This is a genomic window from Streptomyces cahuitamycinicus, from assembly GCF_002891435.1.
GTDB lineage: Bacteria > Actinomycetota > Actinomycetes > Streptomycetales > Streptomycetaceae > Streptomyces > Streptomyces cahuitamycinicus.
On the sequence record NZ_POUC01000012.1, the window covers coordinates 1 to 17,413 of the forward strand.

18 protein-coding genes are annotated in these 17,413 nt (G+C 70.8%); 9 read left to right on the forward strand and 9 right to left on the reverse strand.

The features are described 5' to 3' along the window. From C1J00_RS03135 to C1J00_RS03160, 5 genes are all read right to left on the reverse strand, one after another. A partial coding sequence (locus tag C1J00_RS03135; protein ID WP_102907489.1) for a hypothetical protein occupies window positions 1–678 on the reverse strand: 678 nt, incomplete at its 3' end. Further along, on the reverse strand, window positions 675–1,115 hold the full coding sequence (locus tag C1J00_RS03140) for a hypothetical protein (RefSeq protein ID WP_102907490.1): 441 nt from the start codon (window positions 1,113–1,115) through the stop codon (window positions 675–677). The genes C1J00_RS03140 and C1J00_RS03135, both read right to left, overlap by 4 nt. 624 nt (window positions 1,116–1,739) lie before the next feature. Next, a complete protein-coding gene (locus C1J00_RS03150) occupies window positions 1,740–2,321 on the reverse strand; it encodes a TetR/AcrR family transcriptional regulator (protein WP_180989380.1) in 582 nt (193 codons plus the stop codon). A 260-nt stretch (window positions 2,322–2,581) separates the two neighbouring features. After that, complete coding sequence (locus C1J00_RS03155) at window positions 2,582–2,899, reverse strand: hypothetical protein (protein WP_102907492.1); 318 nt, start codon at window positions 2,897–2,899, stop codon at window positions 2,582–2,584. Beyond that, the gene (locus tag C1J00_RS03160; RefSeq protein WP_439333377.1) at window positions 2,896–3,750 is read right to left on the reverse strand and encodes a methyltransferase domain-containing protein; all 855 of its coding nucleotides are present in this window, start codon (window positions 3,748–3,750) and stop codon (window positions 2,896–2,898) included. Before C1J00_RS03160 ends, C1J00_RS03155 begins: the two co-directional genes overlap by 4 nt. Before the next feature lie 40 nt (window positions 3,751–3,790). On the opposite strand from C1J00_RS03160, the gene pdxR reads away from it, so the two are divergent. The 3 genes from pdxR (at window position 3,791) to C1J00_RS03175 (ending at window position 7,592) form a co-directional block, all read left to right on the forward strand. Beyond that, the gene (gene pdxR / locus C1J00_RS03165; RefSeq protein WP_245936162.1) at window positions 3,791–5,281 is read left to right on the forward strand and encodes a MocR-like pyridoxine biosynthesis transcription factor PdxR; all 1,491 of its coding nucleotides are present in this window, start codon (window positions 3,791–3,793) and stop codon (window positions 5,279–5,281) included. 182 nt (window positions 5,282–5,463) lie between these two features. Then, window positions 5,464–6,777, forward strand: coding sequence for a Gfo/Idh/MocA family protein (locus C1J00_RS03170; RefSeq protein WP_102907495.1), 1,314 nt, complete (start codon window positions 5,464–5,466; stop codon window positions 6,775–6,777). A 194-nt stretch (window positions 6,778–6,971) separates the two neighbouring features. Beyond that, complete coding sequence (locus C1J00_RS03175) at window positions 6,972–7,592, forward strand: acetoacetate decarboxylase family protein (RefSeq protein ID WP_102907496.1); 621 nt, start codon at window positions 6,972–6,974, stop codon at window positions 7,590–7,592. Window positions 7,593–7,705: 113 nt separating this feature from the next. On the opposite strand, the gene C1J00_RS03180 is transcribed toward C1J00_RS03175, so the two are convergent. Continuing rightward, the gene (locus tag C1J00_RS03180) at window positions 7,706–7,894 is read right to left on the reverse strand and encodes a CstA-like transporter-associated (seleno)protein (RefSeq protein ID WP_102907497.1); all 189 of its coding nucleotides are present in this window, start codon (window positions 7,892–7,894) and stop codon (window positions 7,706–7,708) included. Further along, window positions 7,891–10,068, reverse strand: a complete 2,178-nt coding sequence (locus C1J00_RS03185; protein WP_102907498.1) for a carbon starvation CstA family protein — start codon at window positions 10,066–10,068, stop codon at window positions 7,891–7,893. The genes C1J00_RS03180 and C1J00_RS03185 overlap by 4 nt, the downstream gene beginning before the upstream one ends. A gap of 227 nt (window positions 10,069–10,295) precedes the next feature. Between C1J00_RS03185 and C1J00_RS03190 the strand changes: the two genes are divergently transcribed. Genes C1J00_RS03190 through C1J00_RS03200 form a run of 3 tightly spaced genes read left to right on the forward strand, consistent with a single transcriptional unit; the run spans window position 10,296 to window position 12,669 of the window. Next, on the forward strand, window positions 10,296–11,837 hold the full coding sequence (locus tag C1J00_RS03190) for a sodium:solute symporter family protein (protein WP_102907499.1): 1,542 nt from the start codon (window positions 10,296–10,298) through the stop codon (window positions 11,835–11,837). Between the two features lie 20 nt (window positions 11,838–11,857). Beyond that, window positions 11,858–12,400 carry a SigE family RNA polymerase sigma factor gene (locus C1J00_RS03195; protein WP_245936163.1) on the forward strand — a complete coding sequence of 181 codons (543 nt, stop codon included), beginning with the start codon at window positions 11,858–11,860 and terminating at the stop codon, window positions 12,398–12,400. Next, window positions 12,397–12,669: a hypothetical protein gene (locus C1J00_RS03200; protein WP_102907500.1), complete on the forward strand. Its 273-nt coding sequence runs from the start codon at window positions 12,397–12,399 to the stop codon at window positions 12,667–12,669. Before C1J00_RS03195 ends, C1J00_RS03200 begins: the two co-directional genes overlap by 4 nt. Here C1J00_RS03200 and C1J00_RS03205 read toward each other — a convergent pair. Continuing rightward, window positions 12,651–13,271, reverse strand: a complete 621-nt coding sequence (locus C1J00_RS03205) for a dihydrofolate reductase family protein (RefSeq protein ID WP_102907501.1) — start codon at window positions 13,269–13,271, stop codon at window positions 12,651–12,653. The two genes, C1J00_RS03200 and C1J00_RS03205, sit on opposite strands and share 19 nt — an antisense overlap. A 133-nt stretch (window positions 13,272–13,404) precedes the next feature. Between C1J00_RS03205 and C1J00_RS03210 the strand changes: the two genes are divergently transcribed. Beyond that, window positions 13,405–14,061 carry a maltokinase N-terminal cap-like domain-containing protein gene (locus C1J00_RS03210; RefSeq protein ID WP_102907502.1) on the forward strand — a complete coding sequence of 219 codons (657 nt, stop codon included), beginning with the start codon at window positions 13,405–13,407 and terminating at the stop codon, window positions 14,059–14,061. An 11-nt stretch (window positions 14,062–14,072) separates the two neighbouring features. Here the strand turns inward: C1J00_RS03210 and C1J00_RS03215 are convergent, their stop codons facing one another. Further along, window positions 14,073–15,017, reverse strand: a complete 945-nt coding sequence (locus C1J00_RS03215; protein ID WP_102907503.1) for a helix-turn-helix domain-containing protein — start codon at window positions 15,015–15,017, stop codon at window positions 14,073–14,075. Window positions 15,018–15,118: 101 nt separating this feature from the next. Here C1J00_RS03215 and C1J00_RS03220 point away from each other — a divergent pair, with 101 nt between their 5' ends. Both C1J00_RS03220 and C1J00_RS03225 read left to right on the forward strand, forming a co-directional pair. Next, on the forward strand, window positions 15,119–16,153 hold the full coding sequence (locus C1J00_RS03220; RefSeq protein WP_102907504.1) for a saccharopine dehydrogenase family protein: 1,035 nt from the start codon (window positions 15,119–15,121) through the stop codon (window positions 16,151–16,153). Window positions 16,154–16,292: 139 nt separating this feature from the next. Next, window positions 16,293–17,387 carry an ABC transporter substrate-binding protein gene (locus tag C1J00_RS03225; protein ID WP_102907505.1) on the forward strand — a complete coding sequence of 365 codons (1,095 nt, stop codon included), beginning with the start codon at window positions 16,293–16,295 and terminating at the stop codon, window positions 17,385–17,387. The last annotated feature ends 26 nt before the right edge of the window (window positions 17,388–17,413 follow it).

Sequence of the window (17,413 nt, forward strand, 5' to 3'; positions counted from 1 at the left end):
GGCCACGGGGGTGACCAGCCCGGTGGCGGCGAGGCGGCGGAGCTCGACGAGGGTGTGGAAGGTGCGGCAGGCGAGGGCGGTGGCGATCTGGGCGGCGGTGCGGACACCGTCGACCTGGGCGAGGGTCCGGCCACGGCGGGCCGGCAGGTCGGCGGCGTCCGGTCCGGGCACCCGGGCGAGCGGCGCGCGGTCGACGGCGGGCTCGGGCCATATGCGATGCAGCAGTTCGCGGCGGCGTCTGGACTCGCGCAGGACGGTGTCCACCGGTACGGGACGGACCGCGCCGAGCCAGTGAGCGGCTCCGGGCCGGAAGCGGAGCGCCGGTCCGTCGTGGGCGAGCACGAAGTACGCCGCGTCGAAAAGGGCACCCATGTGGCACAGTTCCAGCGCGCCGGCGGCGAGGTGGCCGCTGTCGACCAGTTGCCGTCCGACACGGCAGCGGCGGCCGGCCCGGTCGATCGCCTCCCACCAGCCGTCCGCGGCGAGCGCGCCGCTGTGGGTGAGCAGGTCGCCGAGGTCGGGTGTCACGGCGGATTCGACGTGGACGACGTGTCCCGCAGCGAGGTAGACGATCCCCGTCTCCGTGGACAGGGCACCGGTCGCGCCCTGCTCGGCGAGGGTGCCGAGCATGGCCGAGGCGGGTTCGTCCCTGCGCAGCGTCCCCGTCGGCGCCGTCATCCGAGCACCAGCCGGTCCGCCATCTCGGCCAGCCGGATGCGGGCCAGGGCCAGGTTCCCTTCGTCACGGTCGAGCCACAGGTGCACGAACACCGTGCTGTCGAAGGTCGTGGTGACGAACCTGAGCAGGTGGTACGAGTCGGCGTTCGTGATGATCAGGTCCTGTACGGGGGGCTCCTTGCCGGACGGGTCGCCCGACGGGCCACCCGTGTCGTCATCGGGCGGCCCGCCCGGGCCCTTGCCGGTCAGGGCGAGGGCGCCGCTCTCGGTGGCGAGGCGGGCGAGTTCGGCGGTTTCCGCAGCTGTCGCCTCCACGTCGCCACCGGGTGCGTCACCCACCGCTCCCAGCGCAAGACCACTGATCCAATCGACCACCGACGCCCCCCGAGCACCTTGCAGTCGCATGGCGTCCAGCAGACTCTCGTCGATTCCGGGCACGCCCAATCCCCTCCCCCTGCACGGCCGTTCCCGCGAACGTGAGCACGACACTACGCACGGTACTTGGCGCAGGTGAACGCTTTGGCATTTTCCAAAGGAATGTGCAGCGGAGCGGGCAGAGGCGCGAACGGGATCGATCCGAAGCGAGCAGGACCTGTCGCGCCAGGGCCGACGACTTTCGATCCATGGCCTGACTTGGCGATGTTGCGGCGGCGCACCGACGTCCGTGGCTGACCGCACATCCCTGCCGAATCAGAACGCGTAGCGCGTGACAATCGGCTTCGCACCGGCCACGGATGGCGTGCACGCCATGCTCATCCAGCAGCTTTGGAGCGCGACCACGCCAACCGGCTGGCCGGCCTCCTCCCGCCACCGGAGGGGACGATCTCCACTCCGCCCGCCGGGGCCCTACGCATGCCGGCCCACCTCGGCGAGTTCCCCGCCGGCCCGATCACGGGCCTCTCGGGCACCCCGGGCTCGCGGGTGCGGTGACCACCGTGAGGTCCGCGCGGCGTGGCGCCCGGTGAGGGCGGTCGCGACGAGGACGAGCATCTCCATGGCGGGGGAATCCGCCCTGCGCGACGGAGACCGGCTCCGATCACGCGGATCTCGGCCTCCCGATCGTCACCCTCGCCCTGGCGCTCCCGCGCGCAGCCCGTCCATGACAAGGTCAAGGAGCCGAGCACTCTGGGCTTGCCAGTCCCCTCGGGCGTCGATCTGCCAGATGCCGGCGATGGCCAGGACGAAGTCGTCGACGGTCAGCTCCGGGCGGATGGTGCCGGCCTCGTGATTGGCCGCGACCAAGGCTTCGATCGCCGCGATCACCGGCGCGTATCCCGGCTGCGCAGGGCCGTCCGTCGTACCGACGATCTGGCGCATCGCGTCCGACAGGCCGGCCTTGGCGACAGCGAAGCGGGCGAGCTGGTCCAGCCATGCGCGCAGGGCCTGGTCGGGCGTCCGGGTCTTGAGCAGGTCCGTCACAGCGTCCGTGAGCAGCCGCACCTCGTGGCCGTAGACCTCCAGGACGAGCGCTTCACGGTTGGGAAAGTTGCGATAGAACGTGCCCTGCCCCACCCCCGCCTTCTTGGCGATCAGACTCAGCGGGACATCCACAGCACGCGACAACTCGGCCAGTGCCACCTCCAGAATCCGCTCCCGATTGCGCTGTGCGTCCGAGCGCTGAGGCCCGCTGTTGCTGGACTCCACTCCCCCTCCTCCGGGTACGTTGCGGGTAGCGGACATCGGTCCGCTTAGGTCCACCATAGTGCCAGCCGCAGTCGAGAAGAGCGGCCGGTAGCACTCGACCGTCCTTCGGTCCAGCCATCAGGGCGCACTGAGGGACGGGCCCGGCACCGGCGCGTCCTGGGCGCCGGTCACGCCGCGGACGATCGACGGGCCCCGCCCATGGCCCCATAGCGAACTACAGTCCGCTTAGTGATCTGCGTCGTAAGCCCTTCGGGGGTTGATCATGTTGCTGGTGCGGCGGAGGATACTTCTGGGTGATCGGCGGTGTGCCGGGTCGAGTCTGGCCAGCAGATCGTCCAGATCGGAGGTGGTGAACTTCCGCTGCTGGTGGCGTGATCGTTGGCGACTGGCATCCCCAAAGGCCCCAGCTCGGCCCAGTCAGCGGCGGCACCTAGTTCGGCCCGGACGCGCTCGGCATCCCGGTCGTGGACGTCTGTGCTGCCGTTCAGCGATGGTCGCGGGTAAGGCTGGCGACGGTGGTTGTGCTCCAGGCCGCAGGCGGTGGTCGCCAGCAGAATGAGAGTGATGATGACGGTCATTGGCCCGTGGTGGCGACGCCGGATGGGTTCACGGCGGCGGCCTTGAAGAACGTGTAGTGGAAGGTCCCGATGGCCTGTGCGGTGCGGTGTAGGTCTGTGATCCCCCGGTCCCAGTCGCCCGCGGTCATGAGCCCTGCTGCCAGCGCATCGTCCCGGACTGATTCGACCATGGCGATGAAGGTGTTGCGAGTAAAGCCGTCGACCAGTGCGGGCCGGGTCTGGTCGGCATACACAGTGCGAGGACGCACTACGACGTCGTCGTAGCCGGCCTGAGCCAGCAGCGGTTGCAACTGCCGGCCGATCAGCGCGTTTCCGCCGGCGGCGGACTGCAGTTGGACCTGGCATTCGATCGCGGCGCGGGCGTATGCGCTGGCCGGATGGAAGAACGCCGATCCGTGATCCCCTTCGATCACGGTGATGGTGCCCTCGGGCCGCAGCACGCGCCGCAGCGCGGTCAGCGCCTGCCGGGGGTCTGACAGGTGCTCCAGGACGAAGCAGACGAAAACATGGTCGAACTCCGCATCAGGAAAGGGAAGATCGAACAGATCAGCGCGATACCACTCCACCTCCGCCCCCGGTGCGTGGGCCGCGACACGGGCGCGGGCCTGTGCAAGGGAACCACGGGAGCGGTCGACCGCGGTGATGCGCGCTCCCGGGCTGGCCTGGGCCAGGTGGATCGTCTGGGCGCCGACCCCGCAACCGACCTCCAGCACCCGGCTACCGGCCGGATAGGCCGTGCCGGCATGCAACAACGCCGCCAAGGTGTCCGCCTGCTCGCCGAGCCGAGCCGCCTCACGTTCCGAGTAGCCGTGCACATAGCCGGCCGCCACGGTCACTCCATGAGATGCCATCGCTGTATCCATGCGTTCACCCTGCTGCCACTATGGCTCGGTGAACAGGTCCAATCCACACTCATCCGACCAGTCCATAGTCTCCGGATCCGACTTCCTGCAACTGAACATCGACGATGCACCGATGGGCAGGCGATCCGACTGGCTGGCCCAGCAGCTTCGGCTCGCGATATCGGACCACCGCCTGCCGGTGGGAAGCAGGCTTCCAGCCACCCGGGTTCTGGCCGGCGAGCTGCGGGTGTCCCGCGGAGTGGTCACAGAGGCGTATCAGCGACTGATAGAAGACGGGCACGCGGCAGGACGCGGGCGCAACGGAACGATCATTGTTGCCGCTCCCGCCGTGCCACCGGAAGTGCCCCCGACCACGCCCGGCGCTCCACCGCAGCCAAGGGCGCTGTTCGCCGCCGCACCCGGTGCGGACATCTTCGACATGATGCGAGCGGCACCTGCCCGGATCGATCTGTCGCCCGGCGTTCCCGACCTTGCCGCGTTTCCGCGGTCAGCGTGGCTGCGTGCCGAACGCTCCGTACTGGCAAGCCTCTCGGCGTCCGACCTTGGATACGCAGACCCTCGCGGGACACCGGCACTGCGTCACGCCATTGCCAACTGGCTCGCCCGCAACCGCGCAATCAGGGCGGACCCCGACGAGATACTCATCGTCGCCGGCACCGCCCAAACACTCAGCCTGCTCGGACACGTACTGCACGACGACGGGATCCCCGCGGTAGCTGTGGAGGACCCAGGATCCCTCGGGGCCCGCCAGCATCTGCGCAATCAACGGCTGGACACGCCAGCGATCCCTGTCGACTCCCAGGGCGCACGCGTCGACGTACTGCACCGCATGGGCGTTCCAGCTGTCTTGCTGACTCCCGCGCATCAGTTTCCGACCGGAGTAGTGCTCAGTGGGGCACGGCGTCGTGAACTGATGCATTGGGCCACCGAAAACGACGGACTGATCATCGAGGACGACTATGACGCGGAGCACCGCTACGACCGGCCTCCGGTCCCCGCCCTGCGATCCATACTGCCCGACCACGTCTGCTATGCCGGGAGCGTTTCCAAGCTCCTCGCCCCCGCACTGCGCATCGGCTGGGTACTCGCACCGCCGAAGTACCGCGATGCTCTTGTTGCCGCCAAGCGGTTCGCCGACCTGGGCAACGCGGCACTGCCGCAGCAGGTGCTGGCCCGGTTCATGGAATCAGGTGAGATGGAACGCCGGTTGCGGCACCTGCGCACACGCCACCGCCGTCGCCGGGACGTCATGGTCGATGCGATCACGACCCACCTTCCCAACGCGGTCGTACACGGCGCCGCAGCAGGCTTGCACCTGACGATCACCTTCGACACCGAGTTCGCCGACACCGACCTCGCTGCCTCTGCGCTTGCGCGGGGCGTGAAGGTGCAGCCACTCTCATGGCACACTCAACGTCCGTCCCGCCCCGGGCTTGTCCTCGGCTACGCGGCGAGTTCGCCCACCGACATCAGCGAAGGTGTGGCAACCCTCGGCGCCGCCCTACGGCGCCTGCCTTGAGCAGGTCGATACACGGTCCAACGCCAGCACCGGCCACCACGAGGACGTTGGAGTAAACCCCCGAAGGACTTCCGGAGCCGACCACTTAGCAGGGGTGGGATGTAAGCCTCATCGTCAGGGAAGCAGGAACTCACTCCGCTGCCCGCCGAGTCGTCCTCCGACCGAACCGAGACGGAGACCGCATGCCTTCCGACACCGCACGCCGCCGCTGCGCCGTGGTGGGACTGGGTGCCCGAGCCCGGCTGTTCACCGCAGCGCTCGCCGGTCCCTACGCGGACCGCATCGAACTGGTGGGTTTCTGCGATGTCAACCCGCGCCGCATGGCCGTGCACAACGAGTGGATCGGGGCCTCGGTACCCGCGTACGCCGCCGAGGATTTCACTGTGATGCTGCGCCGCGAGCGTGTCGATCTCGTCGTCGTCGTCAGCGTGGACCGGACTCACGACCACTACATCGTCGAAGCCCTGGAGGCCGGCTGCGACGTGGTCACCGAGAAGCCGATGACGACGGACGCCGACCGCGCCCGCCGCATCCTCGGCGCACAGCGGCGCACCGGCCGCGAGGTGCGGGTCGCCTTCAACTATCGCTACAACCCGGTGCACGCCGCCGTCCGGGAGACCATCGCGGCCGGGGGGATCGGCGAGGTCGGTTCCGTGCACTTCGAATGGCTGCTCGATCTGCGGCACGGCGCCGACTACTTCCGGCGCTGGCACCGCGAGAAGGCCAACTCCGGTGGCCTGATGGTCCACAAGGCCACCCATCACTTCGACCTGGTCAACTGGTGGCTGGGCACCGAACCCGAGACGGTGTACGCGCAGGGCAGGCTGTTCTTCTACGGTGACGAGGCGGGCACACGGCGCGGCCTGGCCCGTGACTACACGAGGGCGCACGGCTCGCCGGCGGCGGCGGACGATCCGTTCGCCGTACGGATGACCGACTCGCCACTGCTCAGCGCGCTGTACCTGGACGCGGAGGCGGCGGACGGCTACCACCGGGATCAGAACGTCTTCGGGCCGGGGGTGACGATCGAGGACGACATGGCGGTGCTGGTCCGCTACGCGTCCGGCTCCACCCTGACCTACCACCTCACCGCCTACGCCCCGTGGGAGGGATACCGGATCTCCGTCAACGGCAGCGAAGGACGTCTTGAGCTTCTGGTCGAGGAGTCCACCTGGACCCCGCCCCGTTCACCGGCCCAGGGCGAGAGCACCGTGCCGCACGGGGAGTCGGTGGGCGACACGGCGGGGCGCACGGAGCTGATGCTGCGCCGGTTCTGGGAGCCGCCGCGCGAGCTGAAGGTCCGGACCGGCGAGGGCGGTCACGGCGGCGGGGACGTTCGCATGCTCGCGGATCTCTTCGGCGAACCCGTGGCCGACCCGCTGGGGCGGGCGGCGGACGCCGTCGACGGGGCCCGCTCACTGGTCACGGGTCTCGCCGCGAACCGGTCCTTCGAGCTGGGGAGCCCGGTGCGCACCCGGGACCTGCTCGACGTGTGACCGCCAGGAACCGACCCGTCCCCCTCCCGTACGGGGCTTCCCGGCGGACGCAGTCCGCCGCACGCTTCCGCCGGCATGAGCCGCGCCCGTCGCCCGGACAGCGACATCGCGGGCCCGGACTGTGTCCGGTGGGACAATCGGCCGTACGAGTCCGAGCCGAGAAAGTCGGTCATCACGCCGTGGAACGAGCAGCAGTGCCCTTTCCTCCTTCGCCGTGGCACCTCACCGGCGACATGGTCGTCTCGCTGTGGCGCGTCCCTGCGGACGATCTGCCCCCCTGGCCCCTGCCGCGCGGGGTCCGCCCCTGGGTCGTGCGGCGCCGTGCCAGCCTGCTCACCTTCTGGGTGGACTACCGGCCCGGCGGCGTCCTCGCCTACCGCGAGTTCCTCATCGCTATGGCCGTTCGCCACGGCCGCCGCCTCACCGGCAGCACCGTGGCCGCCTGGGTCGACGACGAACAGTCCCTGGCCGGGGGACGCGCCCTGTGGGGCATCCCCAAAGAGCAGGGCGCGATCACGCTCGGCGCGGACGGCCGGCGCATCCGGGGCGAGCTGACCGCCGCCGGCCTGCCGTCGGTGCGCGTCGCGTACCGGGACGTGCTGCGGCTGCCCCTCCGGTTGCCGGCCCGCGCCCGCCTGGTCCAGCAACGGGCCGACGGTACGGAGTGCCGCGTGCCGATGCGGATCAGCGGACGGCCGGCCCTCGGCCGCAGCCGCGTCACGACCGGGGCCGACGCTCCGCTGTCCGTCCTCGCCCGGCATCGGCCGCTTCTCTCCCTCGCCGTCCGCGAGTTCCGCAGCAGGGTGGGCAGCTGAGCCGTACGGCCCTCCCCCGGCGTCCGTGCTCCCCGGCACCGCGCGTTCGCGGCACGAGGCATCCTGGGGACCTGTCGCGACGCTCGCTGCTCGCGCGGCGCCGCGGGAGCCGCTCAGCAGCAGCGGCTGTGGGTACGGGCCTCCTGGTTCCGTGTGCGCAGCACCTGGTACTCGCGACGGGTGGGCACCGGGGCGAGCGGGTGGTGGCGTCGGTGCCGGTCGCAGTGGCGGTCGTACTCGGCCTCTCCGGTCAGCTCGCGCAGATACCAGCGCACCGCCCGCATCCAGTGCCGGATCCTCACGAGCGGGCTCCGGCCAAGGGCTCGGCGGAGTCGCCGGGTGCGTCGAGGCGAGTGTCACCGGGTGCGTCGATGCGGGACTCGACGTACGGGGCCTCGGTGGTCGGCAGCGGCGTGGTGGACCGTATGGCGCGCACGCAGACCACCGCCGCGTTGCCGATCACCACGGCGACCAGGAGCAGGAAGAGGGCGATGAGGACGCCGTCGACGGTGGAGTTGGTGACCACGGTGTGCATGTCGGCGGTCGTCTTGGCGGGGGCGAGGATCTGCCCGGCGTCCAGGGCGTCGGCGTAGTGGGCCCGTTGGGCGAAGAAGCCGATCTTCGGGTCGGCGGAGAAGACCTTCTGCCAGCCGGCGGTGAAGGTGATCGCGATGACCCAGGCGAGGGGAATGCCGGTGACCCAGGCAAAGCGCAGTCGCCCGGACTTGACGAGGACGGTGGTGCAGACGGCGAGGGCGATGGCGGCGAGCAGTTGGTTGGCGATGCCGAAGAGCGGGAAGAGCTGGTTGATTCCGCCGAGCGGGTCGGTCGCGCCGGTGTAGAGGAAGTAGCCCCAGGCGGCGACGACCAGACCGCTGCACAGCCAGATGCCGGGCTTCCAGTTGACCCGGCCGAGCGGCTTGTAGACGTTGCCGAGCATGTCCTGGAGCATGAAGCGGCCGACGCGGGTGCCGGCGTCCACCGTGGTCAGGATGAACAGCGCCTCGAACATGATCGCGAAGTGGTACCAGAAGGCCTTCATGGCAGCCCCGCCGAAGACTCCGGAGAAGATCTCCGACATGCCGACCGCGAGGGTCGGGGCGCCTCCGGAGCGGGCGATCAGGGTCTGTTCCTCGACCGCCTTCGCGGCCTGGGTGAGCTGGTCGGGGGTGATGGTGAAGCCGAGGCCCGCCACCGCGTGGGACGCGGACTCGGCGGTCGCGCCCAGGAGACCAGCCGGTGCGTTCATCGCGTAGTACAGGCCCGGCTCCAGCGTCGCGGCGGCGATCAGCGCCATGATCGCGACGAACGACTCCATCAGCATCGCGCCGTAGCCGATGAGGCGGACCTGGGACTCCTTCTGGATCAGCTTCGGGGTCGTTCCGGAGGAGACCAGGGCGTGGAAGCCGGACAGGGCGCCGCAGGCGATCGTGATGAAGAGGAAGGGGAACAGCGCCCCCGCGAAGACCGGGCCCGCTCCCGATGTCGCGAAGTCGCTCACCGCGTCGGCCCTGAGCACGGGCGCGGCCACGATCACTCCCACCGCGAGCAGGGCGATCGTGCCGATCTTCATGAAGGTGGAGAGGTAGTCGCGCGGCGCCAGCAGCATCCAGACCGGCAGCACGGAGGCGACGAAGCCGTAGCCGATCAGGCAGAAGACGAGGGTGGTGGGGCTGAGGGTGAACGTATCGGCCGCTGCGGAGTTCTGCACCCAGCCGCCGCCGACGATCGCCAGGAGCAGCAGCGCCACGCCGATGAGGCTGGTCTCGACGACCCTGCCCGGGCGGACGCGGTGCATCCAGAAGCCCATGAAGAGGGCGATGGGGACGGTCATCGCGACGGAGAACGTGCCCCACGGGGAGTGGGCCAGAGCGTTCACGACTACCAGGGCGAGCACACCGAGCAGGATGATCATGATGGCGAACACCGCGACCAGGGCGGCCGCCCCGCCCGCCCGGCCGATCTCGTCGCGGGCCATCTGGCCCAGGGACTTGCCGTCCCGGCGCATCGACAGGAACAGCACCACCATGTCCTGCACCGCCCCGGCGAAGATCACCCCGGCGACGATCCACAGGGTGCCCGGGAGATACCCCATCTGGGCCGCGAGGACAGGTCCCACCAGCGGCCCGGCGCCGGCGATCGCGGCGAAGTGGTGGCCGAGCAGCACCCGGCGGTCGGTCGGCTGGAAGTCGACGCCGTCCTCCAGGCGCTCGGCGGGCGTGGCCCGGCGGTCGTCCGGCCGGAGCACCCGGCGGGCGATGAACCGGGCGTAGAAGCGGTAGGCGATGGCGTAGGAGCCGAGCGCGGCGACCACCAGCCAGACCGCGGAGATCTTCTCGCCCCGGGCCAGCGCGAGGACGCCCCAGGCGACGGCGCCGAGCAGGGCGACGCCGGTCCACAACAGGGTGGACCGAAGGGATATGCGCGGCTTTTCGGGCGCTGGCAGTCCGGATTCGGGCAGGGTGGACGCAGGCATGGCGGCTCCTCACCAGGGTGGTGCGGGACACCTCGTGACCCGAGGCTCCCGGGGATCGGCGAAACGGCGGCTCTCCCGCTCGCTGTGGGTCTGTGCAAGAGTTGCCCACCCACCGGAACCGGTTGACAGCGAATTCCCAGAGGATTTTCCGCCGGTTTCTTGTCCTCCGATCGGGGCCGCCGCGCAACTCTTGCGCGAGGGATCAGGCACACCAAGGACGGTGACCCATGGCCGACGGCACCATGACCGCGACGTTCCTCGCCGTGACCGGCGGAGCGTCGCTGCTGGCCGTCACCGCGCGGCGCCTGCGGCCCAGCGGCCGGCTGCCGTCCCTGGAGGGCTGGGCACTGGCCGACCGCAGCCTGGGCCCGGTGTGGACCTGGTTCCTGCTGGGCGGCACGATGTTCACCGCCTACACCTTCACCGCCGTGCCGGGTCTGGCGTACGGCAACGGCGCCGCGGCCTTCTTCGCCGTGCCGTACACGGTGATCGTCTGCCCGCTCGCCTTCGTCCTGCTCAGCCGCCTGTGGACCGTTGCCCGCGCGCACGGCTACATCACCGTCGCCGACTTCGTCCGCGGGCGGTACGGATCGCCGCCGCTCGCGCTGGTCGTCGCGCTGACCGGGATCCTCGCGACCATGCCCTACCTGGCGCTCCAGCTGCTCGGCATACGGGCCGTGCTGACGGCCGGCGGCGTGTATCCGCGCGGCGCCGCCGGGGACCTGGTGATGGTGGCGCTGTTCGCGGGGCTCGCCGTGGCCACGTACCGGCACGGGCTGCGGGCGCCCACCGTCATCTCGGCGCTGAAGGCGGTCGCCGTCTTCGTGTCGCTCACCGCGGTCACCTGGCTGGTCCTGGAGCGGCTCGGCGGACCGGGTGCCGTCTTCGACGGAGCGGCCCGGCGGCTCGGCGACCCCGCGCTGGTGCTGACCCCGGCCCAGCAGCCCGCCTACGCCACCCTCGCGCTCGGCTCGGCGCTCGCCCTGCTGATGTACCCGCACGTGCTGACGGTGGGGTTCGCCGCCGACGGACCGCGCACCCTGCGCAAGGTGTCGGTGGCGCTGCCCGCCTGGACGGGACTGCTCGCGCTCTTCGGCGTCCTCGGCTTCGCGGCACTCGCGGCCGGGGTGCGGGCGCCGGAGGGTGGGGCCGAGACGGCCGTGCCGATGCTGGTCGACCGGCTGATGCCGGGGCCGCTGGCCGGGCTGGTGTTCGGCGCGATCACCGTCGGGGCGCTGGTCCCGGCGGCGGTGATGTCGATCGCGGCCGCCACCAGCTTCGTCCGCAACGTGTACGTCGAGTACGTGCATCCCACGGCCACACCCAAACGGCAGGTCCGCATCGCCAAGGCCGTCTCGCTCATCGCCAAGGCCGGGGCGGTCGCGTTCGTCTTCGGGCTGCGCGACCAGGACGCGATCAACCTCCAACTGCTCGGCGGAGTCTGGATCCTGCAGATCTTTCCCGCCGTCGCGGTCGGCCTGTTCACCGGACGGCTGCATCCACGGGCGCTGCTCGCCGGGTGGGCGGCGGGCATGGCGGCCGGGACGTACCTCGTCGTCCGCGAGGGCTTCTCGTCCATCGTGGGTTTCGGCTCCGGGCCGCTGGAGATCTACGTCGGGCTCGCCGCCCTGCTGCTCAACCTGATCGTCGCGGTGGCCGGCACCGCCGTACTCGAACGTCTCGGCGTCCCGCGCGGCGCCGACCTGACCGACCTGCCGTCCCGCCTGACCGTCAGGCGGCGTCCGGAGACGGGAGCGATCCAGCAGTGAGACACAGACACCCGATACCGGTGCCGGAGCCCGACGTCGAGGCACTGGCAGCCGCGCCGGCCGACCCGGCGGAACTGGAACGCGAGGCCGGACTGGCCGGGCTCTTCGAGCTGCACTACGCCTCGATGCTGCGCCTGGCGGTGCTGCTGGGCGCGGACGACCCGGAGAACGTGGTGGCCGAGGCGTACTACCAGATCTACCGCAAGTGGCGGCGCCTGAGGGACATCGAGGCGGCGGAGGCGTATCTGCGCTCCACGGTGTGCAATCTGACCCGGATGCGGATCCGGCACCTCCAGGTCGCCCGCAAGCACGTGGAGAGTCCGCCCGAGGAGACCGTCGTCTCCGCCGAGAGCGCGGCGCTGCTCCGCGACGACCAGCGCGTCCTGATCGACGCGCTGCAGCAACTGCCGGCCCGGCAGCGCGAGGCCCTCGTGCTGCGGCACTGGCTCGGACTGAAGGAGGGCGAGATCGCGGCCGCGATGGGCATCTCCTCCGGTTCGGTGAAGACGCACACCGCGCGCGGCCTCGCCGCGCTGACCCAGGCGATGGAGGCCCGGCGATGAACCACACCGATCCGGACCGCACGGAGCGGGAGCTGACCGAGGCCCTGGCCGCCCTCGCCGGCGGGGTGCGGGCCGCGCCGGACGCCTACCGCACGGCACGCGGCGAGTGGCTGCGCCGCGAACGCCGTCGCAGGCTCGTCCTCGCGGTGCTCATCACCGTCGTGTTCGCGCTGGCCACGCTGATCGGACTGTGGGTGCTGAACGAAGCGCCGTCACATCCGGGAGTGATCTTCTCCGGCCTCCCGAGCGCTCAGCTCAGCACGCGGTAGGTCACGTGCGTGACCCGGCTCGCCGCCCGCGAGGTCACCTGCTCCAGTGTCAGCGGCGGGACGCCCTCGAACAGCCGCGTGCCGGCGCCGAGCATGAGGGGCACGATGTGCAGGCGCAGCTCCTCGATCAGGCAGGCGGCGAGGTACTGGTTGATGGTGGTCGCGCCGCCGAGGACGGTGACGTCGCCGCCACCGGCCGCCGCACGTGCCCGGTCCAGGGCCGGCGCGATGCCGTCGGTGACGAAGTGGTACGTGGTGCCGCCCTCCATCGGCTGCGGCTCGCGCGTGTGGTGGGTGAGCACGAACACGGGTGCGTGGAACGGCGGATCGGCACCCCACCAGCCGTTCCACGGGCGATCCCACGCGCCCCGCACCGGGCCGAACATGTTGCGCCCCATGATGAACGCCCCGGCCGTGTTCAGCCGGTCGATCTCGGCCCGGTTCTCGTCAGGTGTGTCGAACATCCAGGCGTGCAGCGCTTCACCCGAGCCGTCACCACCGTCGTCCCCGAACGGCCGCTCCTCCGTCTGGCCGAGCCCGGCCGAGTAACCGTCGGCCGAGATCGTGATGTCACACACCACACTGCCCGTGCCTGTGGTCATGGTCCTGCCCTCCTCGTGTCGTTCCGGTGCCCGAACCTACGCGCGCGGACTCCTGTCCTCGGGAATCCTGCCCGCGCCGCGCGGATGCGAAAGTGTGATCGCCCGTACGACGCATCGGAAGGGAACTCACGGCATGGCCGTCATCCACCACACCACCCTGAAACCGACCAAGCCGGAACTGCTCGCGGCCTGGCTGCCCTCCCGTCCGTGGTACCGCGGCGCGGCCGAACCGGAGTTGACGAAGACGGGAGGCTTCCGGCTCGACGATCCGCAGGGCGAGGTGTGGATCGAGTTCATGGTGGTCACCGACGCCTCCGGCGCTCAGCCGGTCGCGTACCTGGTGCCTCTGGCGTATCGCGGTGCCCCGCTCGAAGGGGCGGAGCACGCCCTCGTCGGCACGATGGAGCACGGTGTGCTGGGGCAGCGCTGGGCCTACGACGGCTGCCATGATCCCGTGGTCGTCGCCCGGTTGGCGGCCCTGATCGAGGGGCGGGCGCAGGCCCAGGACCAGAACGTCAGCGACACCCCCGCTCAGCGGGTCGTCGTCTCCCGCACCGGTGAGGGCTCCCTCTCCACGGACTTCACCGTCACCGACGACCGGGAAGGCACCGCGCTGACCACGCCCCAGGGCCCGGTCCTGCGCTTGCACCGGGCCCTGCAGCCCGCTGCGGGCGGCCTGTTCACCGCTCCGCGGGGGACGATCGGCCACGTCGCCGGTTCCTGGGAGGCGCCGGACGGCACCCGCGCGCACGGGGCGTTCGCCGTCCTGCACGGCAGGAACCGGGCGTAGCTTCCCCCGGATCAGCGCGTCCGCGAGCGGAACGTCCTGCGGTACGCGTCCGGGGGCACGCCGACCGTGCGGTTGAAGTGGCGGCGCAGCGTCGTGGCGGTCCCCATGCCGGTGGCCGCCGCGATGGTGTCGACACTGTCGTCGGTCTGCTCCAGCAGTTCCTGGGCGTGCCGGATACGCTGGGTCAGCAGCCACTGCAGAGGGGTCGTGCCGGTCACCGCTCTGAAGTGCCGGCCCAGGTGACGGGAGCTCATTCCGGCCCGGCGGGCCAGGTCCGCCACGGTCAGCGGCTGGTCGAGCCGCTCGATGATCCAGGGGAACAGGGCGGCGAGCGGGTGGTCGTCCCGGTCGGGCACCGGGGCGGTGACGAACTGGGCCTGTCCGCCTGCCCGGTGGGGCGGTACGACCAGGCGGCGGGCGACGGCGTTGGCGACCGACGCGCCCAGGTCGAGACGGACCAGGTGCAGGCACAGGTCCAGGGCGGCGGCTTTGCCGGCGGAGGTGAGCACCCTGCCGTTGTCCACGTACAGCACGTCCGGGTCGACCTCCACCAGAGGGTGGCGGGCGGCCAGTTCCCCGGTGTGCGCCCAGTGCGTGGTGGCGCGCAGCCCGTCGAGAAGCCCCGCGGCGGCCAGTACGAACGCGCCCGTGCACAGGGAGACCACGCGCGCGCCCGCCTCGTGGGCCTCGCGCACCGCGTCCACGAGGCCTGCGGGCGGGGCCTCGTCGACGTCGGCCCAGCCGGGGACGATCACGGTACCGGCGTGCCGGAGCCGGTCGAGCCCGGCGTCGGGTTCCATCCGGAAGCGGCCGATGCGCACGGCGGCCGGGCCGCAGACGGTGAGGTCGTACCAGGGTCCCGTCACCCCGTCCGGGGCGGCGGCGAACACCTCGTGGGCCAGGGACAGTTCGAAGTGGAGCATTCCGTCGGTGGCGGCCAGCGCGACAGTGGTCATGTCCGTAATTGTATGGGGCATGTCGTTCCGGACACTCACACTCGGATGCTCACCGCCGTCAGGATGGCCGTAGTTGATCGTTCGAGCACAGGGGAGAGCTCATGGGACCGGGTCAGACGGTGACGGTGTTCGGCGCGTACGGGCACACGGGGCGGTTCATGGTGGCGGAGCTGCTGGATCGCGGGTTCGTCCCGGTCCTCTCGGGCCGCGACGAGGTGAAGCTGAAGGCGCTGGCGGCGTCGTACCCCGGGCTGGAGGTCCGGCCGGCGTCGGTCGACGATCCGGAAGCGCTCGACCGCGCGCTGGCCGGGGCGGCGGCGGTGGTCAACTGTGCCGGGCCGTTCGCCACGACGGCCGCTCCGGTGATCGAGGCGGCCCTGCGCGCCGGCGTCCCGTATGTCGATGTTGCGGCCGAGATCGAGGCGAACGCGGACACGTTCGCCCACTTCGCGGACCGCGCCCGCGCCGCGGGAGCGGTGATCGTCCCGGCGATGGCCTTCTTCGGCGGTCTCGGTGACCTGCTGGCCACCGCGGCGATGGGCGACTGGACCGGGGCCGACGAGGCGCACGTCGCGTACGCGCTGAGCGGTTGGCAGCCCACGGACGGGACACGGGCCGCCGGCGCGGTCTCCCGGCAGCGGCGCGGCGGTGCGCGCGTGGTGTACCGCAACGGGCGGCTGGACTACCGCCGGGACGAGGCGACGACCCTCCAGTGGCCCTTCCCCGAGCCGCTGGGCACCCGGACGGTGATCGGGGAGTTCACGATGGCCGACGTCGTCACCATCCCCAGCCACCTGCCCGTCCCCGACGTCCGCACCTACATGACGGCCGAGGCGGCCCGGGACGTGTCGGCCCCCGGCTCACCGACGCCGACCGCGGTCGACGAGCACGGGCGGTCCGCACAGACCTTCCTCGTCGACGTCGTCGTACGCTCCGGCGGCGCCGAACGGCGGGCCGTGGCGAGGGGACGGGACATCTACGCGGTCACGGCGCCGCTCGCGGTGGAGGCGGTGCACCGCATCCTCACCGGGCAGACCCGGACGGTGGGTGTCGTCTCCGCCGGCGAGCTCTTCGATGCGGCCGGCTTCCTGCGCGCGCTGTCCTCGCACCTGTCGGTGGAACTGGGTCACAAATGATCTCCCGGGCTCCCGCCCACAAGCTCTGTGAAGAAGGTACTTTTCCTGGTAAACACTGACCAAAGCTGCACGAGGAAGAAGGCCGGCCGGGACACACCCTCCGTCACGGATCATCCAGAAGGCACTGTGGAGGCAGCCGGTGGGACACGTCGCATTCAACCGCAGGGCCTTCCTGACCGGTGTCGGAGGGATCGCCGCCGGCGCTGCTGCCGCGTCGCTCACGGCATGTGAGACCCGCACCGGGCCTCCCGCCGGCGAGGGCAGCAAGGTGCTGATCGTCCGGAACTTCGGCGGCTCCTACGGCGAGGCGAACCGGAAAGCCGTGTACGACCCGTTCACCAGAGAGACCGGCATTCGGATCAGGACGGTGAACTTCGAGCACGTGCAGATGCTCGCCCAGATCAAGGAAGGCCGTCCGCAGTTCGACGTCATGGACCTCGACATGTCCAATCTGCTGCTCTTCGAGCACGAGGGCGTCTCCGAGCCACTGGACTACGGCCGGTTGAAGAACGTCAGGAACGCGGGTATCGCCCGGTCCCTGCTCACGCCCAACGGCGTGGGCAAGAGTTACTGGGCCAGCGTGCTCGCCTACCGTACCGACGCGTTCGGCGGCAGGAAGCCGGAGTCCTGGGCGGACTTCTGGAGCCTCGGAGGCTTCCCGGGCACCCGCGCGCTCCAGGGGGAGGTGGACTTTCCCGAGCTGGAGTTCGCCCTGCTGGCCGACGGTGTGCCGCTCGACGGGCTCTACCCGCTCGACGTGGACCGTGCCTTCAAGGTCCTCGACGAGATCAGGAACTCCGTGGGCGCGCTCTGGGAGTACGGCGCGGAGCCGGGTGAGCTGCTGTCCCGCGGCAGCGTCGTGACCTCCAGCATCTGGGCCGGCCGGCTCCAGACCGTGATCGAGGGCGGGTCTCCGCTCGCGTACGAGTGGAACGGTGCCCGCAGGCAGAGCAACGGTTTCGGGATTCCCAAGGGATCCGCGAACCCGGACGGCGCCTACCGGCTCATCGACTTCGCACTGCGGCCCGAGATCCAGGCCCACATGGCGCGCCTCTACCCCGACGGGCCCGTGGTGCCCGCCGCCTACGGGCACCTCACCGAGGCAACCGCCGTGAATCTGGCGAGCACTCCCGGCCACCTGCTGTCGGGCTTCGACCTGGACATCGAGTGGTGGCTCCAGAACCGGGACTCCGTGGCCAGGCGCTGGCAGCGGTGGGCACGCACGCATGACTGAGCACATTCAGCCATATGGCTGAATAT

Bases quoted from the DNA above. Each gene is read 5' to 3' on its own strand.
- C1J00_RS03155 (WP_102907492.1), bottom strand. From the start codon at position 2,899: ATGACCGTCATCATCACTCTCATTCTGCTGGCGACCACCGCCTGCGGC.
- C1J00_RS03160 (WP_439333377.1), bottom strand. From the start codon at position 3,750: ATGGCATCTCATGGAGTGACCGTGGCGGCCGGCTATGTGCACGGCTAC.
- C1J00_RS03170 (WP_102907495.1), top strand. From the start codon at position 5,464: ATGCCTTCCGACACCGCACGCCGCCGCTGCGCCGTGGTGGGACTGGGT.
- C1J00_RS03185 (WP_102907498.1), bottom strand. From the start codon at position 10,068: ATGCCTGCGTCCACCCTGCCCGAATCCGGACTGCCAGCGCCCGAAAAG.
- C1J00_RS03190 (WP_102907499.1), top strand. From the start codon at position 10,296: ATGGCCGACGGCACCATGACCGCGACGTTCCTCGCCGTGACCGGCGGA.
- C1J00_RS03200 (WP_102907500.1), top strand. From the start codon at position 12,397: ATGAACCACACCGATCCGGACCGCACGGAGCGGGAGCTGACCGAGGCC.
- C1J00_RS03205 (WP_102907501.1), bottom strand. From the start codon at position 13,271: ATGACCACAGGCACGGGCAGTGTGGTGTGTGACATCACGATCTCGGCC.
- C1J00_RS03210 (WP_102907502.1), top strand. From the start codon at position 13,405: ATGGCCGTCATCCACCACACCACCCTGAAACCGACCAAGCCGGAACTG.
- C1J00_RS03215 (WP_102907503.1), bottom strand. From the start codon at position 15,017: ATGACCACTGTCGCGCTGGCCGCCACCGACGGAATGCTCCACTTCGAA.
- C1J00_RS03220 (WP_102907504.1), top strand. From the start codon at position 15,119: ATGGGACCGGGTCAGACGGTGACGGTGTTCGGCGCGTACGGGCACACG.